The sequence below is a fragment of the Rhodococcus indonesiensis genome (genome assembly GCF_047782815.1).
Classification (GTDB): Bacteria; Actinomycetota; Actinomycetes; order Mycobacteriales; family Mycobacteriaceae; genus Rhodococcus; species Rhodococcus indonesiensis.
Map to the genome: position 1 here is coordinate 4,333,210 of NZ_CP180630.1, position 10,166 is coordinate 4,343,375.

9 protein-coding genes are annotated in these 10,166 nt (G+C 69.7%); 5 read left to right on the forward strand and 4 right to left on the reverse strand.

Features of this window, described 5'->3' with window-relative positions:
- Window positions 1-41: 41 nt before the first annotated feature.
- Together ACM26Y_RS19875 and ACM26Y_RS19880 are read right to left on the reverse strand one after the other, a co-directional pair.
- A complete protein-coding gene (locus ACM26Y_RS19875; protein ID WP_416061685.1) occupies window positions 42-1,193 on the reverse strand; it encodes an alkane 1-monooxygenase in 1,152 nt (383 codons plus the stop codon).
- Between the two features lie 215 nt (window positions 1,194-1,408).
- Window positions 1,409-1,612, reverse strand: coding sequence for a cold-shock protein (locus ACM26Y_RS19880; protein ID WP_003938894.1), 204 nt, complete (start codon window positions 1,610-1,612; stop codon window positions 1,409-1,411).
- 146 nt (window positions 1,613-1,758) lie between these two features.
- On the opposite strand from ACM26Y_RS19880, the gene ACM26Y_RS19885 reads away from it, so the two are divergent.
- The 5 genes from ACM26Y_RS19885 to ACM26Y_RS19905 all read left to right on the forward strand — a co-directional run bounded on the left by ACM26Y_RS19885 (window position 1,759) and on the right by ACM26Y_RS19905 (window position 8,146).
- Complete coding sequence (locus tag ACM26Y_RS19885; RefSeq protein ID WP_054373990.1) at window positions 1,759-3,024, forward strand: pyridoxal phosphate-dependent aminotransferase; 1,266 nt, start codon at window positions 1,759-1,761, stop codon at window positions 3,022-3,024.
- A gap of 363 nt (window positions 3,025-3,387) precedes the next feature.
- Entirely contained in the window at window positions 3,388-4,677 is a 1,290-nt protein-coding gene (locus ACM26Y_RS19890; RefSeq protein ID WP_416061686.1) for a YibE/F family protein, read from the forward strand.
- A gap of 114 nt (window positions 4,678-4,791) precedes the next feature.
- On the forward strand, window positions 4,792-6,054 hold the full coding sequence (locus tag ACM26Y_RS19895; protein ID WP_416061687.1) for a PP2C family protein-serine/threonine phosphatase: 1,263 nt from the start codon (window positions 4,792-4,794) through the stop codon (window positions 6,052-6,054).
- A gap of 11 nt (window positions 6,055-6,065) precedes the next feature.
- Window positions 6,066-7,706, forward strand: a complete 1,641-nt coding sequence (locus tag ACM26Y_RS19900; RefSeq protein ID WP_416063715.1) for a sensor histidine kinase — start codon at window positions 6,066-6,068, stop codon at window positions 7,704-7,706.
- Entirely contained in the window at window positions 7,703-8,146 is a 444-nt protein-coding gene (locus ACM26Y_RS19905; protein WP_003938889.1) for a response regulator, read from the forward strand. Before ACM26Y_RS19900 ends, ACM26Y_RS19905 begins: the two co-directional genes overlap by 4 nt.
- A gap of 21 nt (window positions 8,147-8,167) precedes the next feature.
- Here ACM26Y_RS19905 and ACM26Y_RS19910 read toward each other — a convergent pair whose 3' ends face one another.
- Together ACM26Y_RS19910 and ACM26Y_RS19915 are read right to left on the reverse strand one after the other, a co-directional pair.
- Window positions 8,168-8,593, reverse strand: coding sequence for an ATP-binding protein (locus tag ACM26Y_RS19910; RefSeq protein WP_010593278.1), 426 nt, complete (start codon window positions 8,591-8,593; stop codon window positions 8,168-8,170).
- 69 nt (window positions 8,594-8,662) lie between these two features.
- The gene (locus ACM26Y_RS19915; RefSeq protein WP_416061688.1) at window positions 8,663-10,069 is read right to left on the reverse strand and encodes an Hsp70 family protein; all 1,407 of its coding nucleotides are present in this window, start codon (window positions 10,067-10,069) and stop codon (window positions 8,663-8,665) included.
- Window positions 10,070-10,166: the final 97 nt, after the last annotated feature.

Genomic DNA, 10,166 nt, shown 5'->3' on the forward strand with positions numbered 1-10,166 from the left:
TGCCGACACCTGAATTCGAGGGCGACCGCGGATGCACGGTGTCAGCTGTGCCGGGCGATCAGTTCCTCGCGACGGGCGGGATCGAGGTTCGCGCGTGAGACGTCCCCGTCGTAGTGGTCGAGCAGCCGTGGATCCATCACCTTGCGCCACAACGACGGAACGAACGACAGCAGGATCATGACCGCGTAACCGGCGGGCAGTTGCGGCGCCTCTTCCATCGTGCGCAGCGTCTGGTAGCGCCGCAGCGGGTTGGCGTGGTGGTCGCTGTGCCGCTGCAGGTGGTAGAGGAACAGGTTGCTGCAGCTGTGGTCGCTGTTCCAGCTGTGCCGCGGCGCCACGCGCACATAGGAACCGTCGGGTCGCTGCTCCCGCAGCAGGCCGTAGTGCTCGAGGTAGTTGGCGGCCTCGAGGAACATCACCGCCAGAACCGCCTGCACGATCAGCCACGGCGCGACGGACCACCCGAACACCGCGATCAGGCCGGCGTACAGCGCGACGGTCAGCGCCCAGGCGTTCAGGACGTTGTTGCGCGGGCTCCACCAGGGCAGTCCGCGACGGGCGAGGCGGTCGCGTTCGTACCGCCAGCCCGACCGCAGGCCCCCGAACACCGAGCGCGGCAGGAACTTCCAGTACGACTCGCCGAACCGCGCCGTCGCGGCGTCCTCGGGGGTGGCGACGCGCAGATGGTGACCGTGGTTGTGTTCGACGAAGAAGTGCCCGTACCCGGACTGGGCGAGGGCGATCTTGGCGAGCCGGCGTTCGAGGTCGGTGCGCTTGTGCCCGAGTTCGTGGGCGGCGTTGATGCCGACGCCGCCGACCACGCCGACGGTGGCGGCCATCGCGAACCGCTCGGGCCAACCCATCGGTGCGACGGTCCATACCCAGCAGGCGAAGACGAGTCCGGCGTACTGCAGCGGCAGGTAGAGGTAGGTGCACCAGCGGTAGTACCGGTCCTCCTCGAGCTCCCGCACGAGCTCGTCGGGCGGGTTGGCCTTGTCGACGCCGGTGAACCGGTCGACGAGCGGCACGATCACCGCGATCAGCAGCGCCCCGAACGCCCAGAACAGCCCGAGGTGCAGGTACTTTACGAGCGCCCACGCGACGAACGGGCTCAGCGGGACAGCGAGTCCGCAGAGCCACAGGTACCGTTTGCGGTCCCGCCACTGCGCCACAGCGGCACCGTCCCCCACCATCTACACCAACCCCCTGGTTGTCTCACCCGTCGTCCCCCGAACATCACGGTTTTCACCTTCATATGCCCGCGACGCGCCGGAATGTTACCGAATGGTAGGACAAAAGAGACGAAGTGCCCACGGCGTTGTGACCCGGCCCGAACCCACCTGACCGGAAAACAGCAGCGGCGCCGCACCCGAGGTGCAGCGCCGCCGAGATGTCGGGACGAACCCGCTCAGATGGGACGAACCCCCTGGGCCTGCGGACCCTTCTGTCCCTGTCCGATCTCGAACTCGACCCGGGCACCCTCGTCCAGCGACTTGAAGCCGGAACCCTGGATCTCCGAGTAGTGAACGAACACGTCGGGCCCACCGCCGTCCTGCTCGATGAAGCCGAAACCCTTTTCGGCGTTGAACCACTTCACAGTTCCCTGTGCCATACCGTACGACTCCTCAATCCACCCGCGCGTCACCCCGACGCAACGGTCACAAGTCGTCATGATTGCACTTTTCGGGCCGAACGTCGCGGTGGACGCGGCAATGCGCGCCAAATCCGGCTGAAACCCGGTTGCGGACGGGTGGCACCATGGACGCCGTGAGTACAGGAGAACAGGGCCACCTTCACCACCGCATCAGCCGGAAGCTCGAGCAGTCCGCGAAGCTGCAGAACGTGCTGTACGAGATCCGCGGGCCGGTGCACGCGCACGCCGCGCGGCTCGAGGCGGAGGGGCACCGCATCCTCAAGCTCAACATCGGCAACCCGGCGCCGTTCGGGTTCGAGGCACCGGAGACGATCGTGCAGGACATGATCGCCGCGCTGCCCCACGCCCAGGGCTACTCGGAGTCGAAGGGCATCGCGTCGGCGCGCCGGGCCATCGTCACCCGCTACGAGCTCGTGCCGGGCTTCCCGAAGCTCGACATCAACGACATCTACCTCGGCAACGGCGTCTCCGAACTGATCACGATGACGATGCAGGCCCTGCTCGACGACGGCGACGAGGTGCTGATCCCGGCGCCGGACTACCCGCTGTGGACGGCGATGACGTCCCTGGCCGGGGGCACGCCGGTGCACTACCTGTGCGACGAGTCCAACGACTGGAATCCCGATATCGAGGACATCGAGTCGAAGATCACGGACAAGACCAAGGCCCTGCTGGTCATCAATCCGAACAACCCGACGGGCGCCGTGTACTCGCTCGAGGTGCTCGAACAGCTGGTGCAACTGGCCCGCCGGCACCAGCTGTTGCTTCTGGCCGACGAGATCTACGACAAGATCCTCTACGACGACGCCAAGCACATCTCCCTGGCCACCCTCGCCCCCGACCTGCTGTGCCTGACCTACAACGGCCTGTCGAAGGCCTACCGGGTGGCGGGATACCGGTCGGGGTGGATGACGATCACCGGTCCGAAGGAGCACGCGGCCGGCTTCCTCGAGGGCATCGATCTGCTCGCCTCGACCCGCCTGTGCCCCAACGTGCCGGCTCAGCACGCCATCCAGGTCGCGCTCGGCGGGCACCAGAGCATCGAGGACCTGATCCTGCCCGGTGGCCGGCTGCTCGAGCAGCGCGACGTGGCGTGGGAGCGCCTGAACTCGATTCCCGGGGTGAGTTGCGTCAGGCCCCGCGGCGCCCTGTACGCCTTCCCGCGCCTCGATCCGGACGTGTACGAGATCCACGACGACGAGAAGCTGGTCCAGGACCTGTTGCTGCAGGAGAAGATCCTGATGGTGCAGGGCACCGGTTTCAACTGGCCGGATCCGGACCATCTGCGGATCGTGACGCTGCCCTGGGCTCGCGACCTCGCGGTGGCCATCGAACGGTTCGGCAACTTCCTGTCCAGCTACAAGCAGTGATCTCGGCCGGTAACGAGCCGACCGCGACACGCCCGGGATGCGCGACACGCCGAGCGTTGTCGAAAGTATATGTTGCCGCGAACGAACCGCATCGTCGCAGGCCGAGCGGGTGGGAACGAGCGTTCGGCCGGGTTCCGGTGAGGACCGACACACCGTAGGTACTACCCGGTGGACCGACAGACGCAGTACGTTTGTCTACGGCACCTCAGCGTGCTGGGCTCCCTGATCATCGCCACCCCCCCTGTGCGAGATCAGGTCGACGGTGGCGGGGACACCCCCCTGCTCCCCGCCACCACCAGCCCTTCCCCCTCGAGTGACCGCGTATTCCGCGATGCGACCTCACCGCGACCGCGTCGTTACCCTGTGGCAGTGACACCAGCAGAGCCCACCGGCCACGGACACGGACACGGCCACGGACACTTCTCCGGGCCCGTCCCTGTCGGACCCACCGCCGCGAAGGTCGTCGTCGGACTCCTCGTCGTGATCGGCATCGCCGTGCTCGCGGGCGCCGTGGCCCTGTGGCCGAGCCGCGAGGCCGTCGACATCCCCGCCCCGCTCCAGACCACCGGCGGCGGAGCCGTCGTCACCGAAGCCGGCACCGTCGTCGAACAGGACATCGGCGCGTGCGGCAGCAGTTCGGCCGGCCGCCCCTTCACCGGCGACCCCGTCCCGCCTCCCACCGAGGCCTACCAGTGCCAGCGCAGCATCGTCACGATCGATTCGGGCCCCAACGAGGGCACCCGCACCCTGCTCGAGATCGGGCCCGGCCCGGGGCAGCCCGACCTGCGTGTCGGCGAGGAGATCCGGCTCGTGCGGCAGGTCGACCCGTCCGGCGCCACCCAGTACTCGTTCTACGACTACGCCCGCGGTCTCCCGATCGCGCTCATCATCACCGCCTTCGCCGTGGTCATCGTCGCCGTCGCCCGCTGGCGTGGCCTGCGCGCCCTGATCGGCCTGCTGATCGCGTTCGGTGTGCTCGTGGTGTTCATGCTCCCCGCGTTGCTCGACGGCAAACCCGCCGTGCCCGTCGCCCTGGTCGGTGGCGCGATCATCCTCTACGCCGTGCTGTACCTCGCGCACGGGGTCAACCTGCGCACGAGCTCGGCCCTGCTCGGCACCCTCGCGTCGATGTTGCTCGCCGCCGTGCTCTCGTACGTCACGATCCGGATGACCCATCTGACGGGACTGTCCGAGGAACAGAACACCGACGTGCAGCTCTACCTCGAACAGGTCAGCATCACCGGTCTGCTGCTCGCCGGATTCATCATCGGCTCCCTCGGCGTCCTCAACGACGTGACCATCACCCAGGCAGCCTCGGCCTTCGAACTGGCGGCGCTCGATCCCACCGCCTCGCGCCGGAAGGTGTTCTCCTCCGCGATGCGGGTCGGCCGCGACCACATCGCCAGCACGGTCTACACCCTCGTGCTGGCGTACGCCGGTGGCGCCCTGCCGCTGTTGCTGCTGTTCAGCGTCGCCGGCCGGTCCATGTCGGACGTGCTCACCGGCGACGCCGTCGCCATCGAGGTGGTGCGGGCGTGTGTGGGCGGTATCGCACTGGCGCTGTCCGTTCCGCTGACCACGGGCATTGCCGCGCTGCTGGCCCGGCCCGGCGCCCCGGAGCCCGCAGCCCGCAAGGGCCGCCATGCCCGGTGACCGGTTCGACGGCCGCGGGCGTCGGTGAACGTGCGAACGATAGGTATTCTTCCCCTGTTGTCGTCCGGTGCGAGGGACCGGAGTCACGACACACGAGATCGAAGGGCAGGGGCCATGTTCTCCGAGCAGCACAGGCCTGCCGGCGCACCACCAGGAATAGGCACCACAACTTCGCCGGTCGCTCTGGACACCGACTGGGCCCAGGAGGAGCCGTCGGTCCTCCTGATCGAGGACGACGCCGGCGATGCGCTCATCGTCGAGGAGCTGGTGGCGGACAGCGCGCAGGGCATGCGCCTGGAATGGGTCCAGACGATGGCCGCGGCCCGCGCCGAACTGGCCGCCGGTCTGCCCGACTGCATCCTGCTGGATCTGCATCTGCCCGACGCCCAGGGCATGGACGCCCTCGCGCGAGTGCAGCAGTACGCCGCCGGCGTCCCGGTCGTGGTGCTCACCGGCCTCGCCGAGGAGCAGACGGGCCTGGCGGCGGTCGCTGCCGGCGCCCAGGACTATCTCGTCAAGGGCCGCGTGGAGCCGGACCTGTTCGGCCGGACCGTGCGCTACGCCATCCAGCGCAAGCAGGCCGAGCACGCCGCCGTCGCGTTGCAGGCCAGCCGGCTGCAGGCGCAGGAGAACACCCGCCTCGAACGCGGACTGCTGCCGTCGCCGATGCTGCACCACGCCGGCGACGTGGACATCGTGGCGCGGTACCGGCCCGGAAGTGAGCAGTCGCTGCTCGGCGGGGATTTCTACGACGTCGTGCAGACCGAGGACGGCGCCGTGCACGTGCTCATCGGCGACGTCTGCGGGCACGGTCCCGACGAGGCCGCCCTCGGGGTGAGCTTGCGGATCGCCTGGCGCACCCTCGTGATCACCGGCGTCACCGGTGTCGCCCAGTTGCAGAAGCTCGAACGGATCATGGTCGCCGAGCGGGCGAACGAACGGCATTTCGCCACCCTCACCAGTCTCGTCATGTCGCCGGACCGGCGCCGGGTGCAGGTGATGCGCGCCGGGCATCCGGGTCTGCTGCTGCACAGCTCCCGGGGGGTCGACTGGGTCGAGGCGCCCGGCGGACCCGCGCTCGGGTTGCTGCCCGGTGTCTCGACGTGGCCCGTGCACGAGTTGGAGCTGCCGGAGGGCGGCGGCATCATGATGTTCACCGACGGGCTGTTCGAGGGCCGGGTCGGCGACGGCGGGGAACGCCTCGGCGAGGAGGGGCTGCTGCGGCTGGCCCGCGAGGAGGGGCACCTGGCGCCCGAGGCCTTCGTCGACACCCTGATCGACCGGGCCGAGGCCCTGGCGGAAAGTCACGGAGGACTCGGCGACGACGTGGCCGTGGTGCACGTGCGATGGAGCGAGAAAGTAGCGGAGCAGACATGAGAGACCCGTCGATGCCCGAACCCAAGGTCGAGCGGGTGCGCTCGCGGCTGACGGTCCAGAGCTGGTTCCAGGTCGCCTTCGCGGTCCTTGCCGTGTTCGTCGTGCTCGGCACCATCGTGGGCGGGTACTTCATCCAGCGCACCGCGCAGATCACCGACGAGCTGGTCGACCAGGTCCAGCCGGCCCGCGCCGAGGCATATCGGCTGCAGGCGGCTCTGCTGGATCAGGAGACCGGCGCCCGCGGCTACGCCGCCACCGCCGACGTCGAGTTCCTTGCGCCGTACCTGACGGGCAAGCAGGTCGAGCAGGAGGCCTCCGACCGGATGCGGGAGTTCACCGCCGAACACCCGGAGCTGCTCGCCGACGTCGTCGAGATCGAGGCGGCGGCCGAGGCCTGGCGCACCGACTATGCCGACCCGCTCGTCGCTAGCGTCGTCCCCGGCGTCCCCGCCCCGGTGGATCCCGCGGCCACCGAGCGCGGCCGGACTGCGTTCGACGCGATGCGCACCCTGTTCGAGGAGCAGAACGCCGCACTCGTCCAGGCCCGTGCGGACGGCTACGACGACCTCGTGCAGGCCCGGACCATCCGCAACTCCGTGCTGGTGGCGATGGTGGCGGGCTTCCTGCTCACCGGCCTGCTCATGGTGATCCTGGTGCACAACCTCGTCGCCATGCCACTGGTCAGCCTGCGCGCGGCGACGCGGCGGGTCGTCGCGGACGGCAACTTCGACCAGCACATCCACCCTCAGGGCCCGAAGGACATCCGGATCCTGGCCCGGGACGTCGAGGCGATGCGTGGGCGCATCGTGTTCGCGCTGGCTGCCGCCCACACCCAGCACCAGCAACTCGCCCAGCAGAAGGCGGACCTCGACACCCAGGCCGAGGAACTGCGCCGTTCGAACGCCGAACTCGAGCAGTTCGCCTACGTCGCGTCCCACGACCTGCAGGAGCCGTTGCGCAAGGTCGCGTCGTTCTGTCAGCTGCTCGAGAAGCGCTACGGCGACAAGCTCGACGAGCGCGGCGCCCAGTACATCGCGTTCGCCGTCGACGGCGCCAAACGCATGCAGGTCCTCATCAACGACCTGCTGACCTTCTCCCGCGTCGGCCGGGTCAGCGACGATCACGTGCGCGTCGACCTGGATCAGCCGCTGGACAAGGCCGTGGCCAATCTCGCCGCCGCGATCGACGAGTCCGGCGTGCGCATCGAACGTCCCGAGAATCTCCCCGAGATCACGGGCGATCCGACCCTGCTGACGATGCTCTGGCAGAATCTGGTGGGCAACGCGATCAAGTTCCGCCACCCCGACCGCACTCCCACCGTGCAGATCACCTGCGACCGGGACGAGGGGGATCAGGACGGGCCCGGAACCTGGACGTTGTGCGTCACGGACAACGGCATCGGCATCGACGCCGAGTTCGCCGAGAAGGTGTTCGTCATCTTCCAGCGTCTCCACGGCCGCGACGTCTACACCGGCACCGGCATCGGGCTGGCGGTGTGCAAGAAGATCGTCGAGTACCACGGTGGCAGGATCTGGATCGACACCGAGCACACCGAGGGCACCCGGTTCTGCTTCACGGTCCCCGCCCTGCCCGACGAAGAACCCGAAGCGCCCGCCCCGGCCGACGCCGACCTCGAAGGAGCCCCCGCATGACCCCCGCCGAGCCCATCGACGTCCTGCTGGTCGAAGACGACCCGGGCGACGAACTGATGACCCGCGAGGCCTTCGAGGACAACAAGATCGGCAACGAGCTGCACGTGGTCCGCGACGGCGAGGAGGCCCTGGACTTCCTGTACCAGCGCGGCGCGTACACCGAGGCGCCGCGTCCCGACCTGATCCTGCTCGACCTCAACCTGCCCAAGTACGACGGGCGGCAGGTCCTCGAGAAGATCAAGTCCGACCCGGATCTGTCCGACATCCCGGTCGTGGTGCTCACCACCTCGGCCGCCGAGGAGGACATCCTGCGCAGCTACCGGCTGCACGCCAACGCGTACGTCACCAAGCCGGTCGACCTCGACCAGTTCATCGGGGCGGTCCGGCAGATCGACGAGTTCTTCGTCCAGGTGGTGCGGCTGCCCCGCCGTCGCCAGTAGTCCCGGGCGGCCGGACCGGCGTCAGATGCTCCAGCGCATGGTGACGACGGTCCCGCTGTCGGCCGGGGCCACGGTCGCCGTGTCCGCGAGGGAGTTGATCAGGGTGAGGCCGTGCCCGCGCGAGCTCGTGCTCGGGTCGGTGTCGTTTGCGCGCCAGCTGCCCCGGTCGATGATGGCGACCTCGACCTGGCGGTCGGCCGGGATCAGCGTCGCCTCGAGGTCGAGCGTGCCCGACGCACCGTCGCGGTAGGCGTGCTCGACGGCGTTGGCGAGGGCCTCGTAGCTGGCCAGCAGCACGTCGCGGGCCAGCTCGGGGCTCACGTGCACCGCGTCGAGCCAGCGTTCCAGGGCTCGCCGCAGCACGGTCAGCTGACCGGGCTCGGCGCGCACGCGCCGATAGGCAAGCGTGACCGAGTCGCACAGCGGGGTGTTCTGCGGCGAAAACATCGTTTGTACTCTAGCCTGTCGCGCTGGGCGCCATCAGGTTCGCGGGTCCCCGGCAGCGGACGGGACCCGTCAGATGGGTAACCGCAGCTCCGGCGGCACTTCGATCGTCGGCAGCGGCGGTAGCGGCGGCAGCGTCGGCACCGGGATGTTCAGGCCGGGGATCAACGGCGGCGGCGCCGTGGCGGGGGGCGGCGGAGGCGGCACCACGCGCGCGGTCGTGGGGTCCTCGACCGGCGGGACGGTCGTGGTCGTCGTCGGTGCCGGTGCCGGCGCAACGGCGGGCGCCGGCTGCGGGGTCGGCGACGGCGTCGTCACGATCACCTCGGTCTGCCGGATATCCGACTCGTCGTCGCCGGCGAGGGTGTTCTGGGCGCCGAGCGCCAAGCCGATCATGGCAACCACGCCCAGGGCGGTGCCGGCCAGCCCGGCCCCGCTGATCTGCCGTTTGGACACGTGCGGTTCGTGAGCGGTCGCCGCCCGCTTCCGCCTCGGTGTCCTGGTCTCGCCGGACGGGGCCGGTGCGGGCGACTCGGCACGCGACAGCCGCTCGGTGCGGTGCGGCGCCGTGCCGCCGGGCGGGACGATGCGTTCGGTCACCGCCGGCGGCACGAGCAGTTCGGTGACCGCCGGTTCCGCGGCGACGGCGCGCAGGGCACCACCCTTGGCCAGGACGAGCTCGGGTTCGTGCGGAACCACGACGGGCAGCTTCGTCCACGTCTCGAGCACCCGGCGCACCAGGCGGACGTGGGCGCCCCCACCGAGCAGCACGATCGTCTCGGGCCGGGCGCCGGACCGCTGCACGACGTCGCGCACGAACCGCGCCGAGGCCTCGACGAGCGGGGTGATCAGCGGTTCGAACGTCTCCAGGGACATCAGGATCACGCCAGCGGTGCCCGGCACGGCGACGGCGTCGCTGCCGGACAGCTGTTCCTTCGCCGCGCGGCACTGGGCGACGAACTCCTCGTCCTGCGGGTCGTCGGGCCGCCACACGCCGTCCGAGCCGAGCAGGTGCAGGCGCACCGCGTCGTCGAACAGGCGCCCGGCCACGGACCCGGTGCGTTCGGTGTGCACGGCGCCGGTGCTGCGGTCGGCGACGGTGACGGTGAGTCCGGACGCGCCGAGGTCGTAGAGGACCGCGACGTCGGCGGTGAGCTCACCGGTGGCCCGCAGGTACGTCAGGGCCGCTTCGGACTCGCCGACGAGGCTGTACCGGTCGAGTCCCTGCTCGGCCATCGCGGCGCGGAGCCGTCCGGCCTCGGCGGCGTCGCGGTACACCAGGCCCGCGCGCTCGACGCTCTCGCCCGCGATGCCGGCCTGCACGAGCACGCCCACGGTCTGCGCCGCGAGGCGAGCCGGGTCGTCCCGTCTGGTCTCGACCACCTGGAACTGGTAACCCGCGGAAGGTGCGTCCGGATCGATCGGACGAACGATCCGGACGGCACTCGTCCCTGCGGTCACCCCGAGAACCGAACTCATCAGCCGCCTTCTGATCGTGTTGTGCGCCGCACAGCCTCCCCCGGCGCATCCCGACCGCCCGATGCTACCGAACGGTCCGGACAGACCCCCTGGCGAA

Coding starts and splice junctions, on each gene's coding strand:
- ACM26Y_RS19875 (WP_416061685.1), bottom strand. CDS start 1,193: ATGGTGGGGGACGGTGCCGCTGTGGCGCAGTGGCGGGACCGCAAACGG.
- ACM26Y_RS19880 (WP_003938894.1), bottom strand. CDS start 1,612: ATGGCACAGGGAACTGTGAAGTGGTTCAACGCCGAAAAGGGTTTCGGC.
- ACM26Y_RS19885 (WP_054373990.1), top strand. CDS start 1,759: ATGGACGCCGTGAGTACAGGAGAACAGGGCCACCTTCACCACCGCATC.
- ACM26Y_RS19895 (WP_416061687.1), top strand. CDS start 4,792: ATGTTCTCCGAGCAGCACAGGCCTGCCGGCGCACCACCAGGAATAGGC.
- ACM26Y_RS19900 (WP_416063715.1), top strand. CDS start 6,066: ATGCCCGAACCCAAGGTCGAGCGGGTGCGCTCGCGGCTGACGGTCCAG.
- ACM26Y_RS19905 (WP_003938889.1), top strand. CDS start 7,703: ATGACCCCCGCCGAGCCCATCGACGTCCTGCTGGTCGAAGACGACCCG.
- ACM26Y_RS19910 (WP_010593278.1), bottom strand. CDS start 8,593: ATGTTTTCGCCGCAGAACACCCCGCTGTGCGACTCGGTCACGCTTGCC.
- ACM26Y_RS19915 (WP_416061688.1), bottom strand. CDS start 10,069: ATGAGTTCGGTTCTCGGGGTGACCGCAGGGACGAGTGCCGTCCGGATC.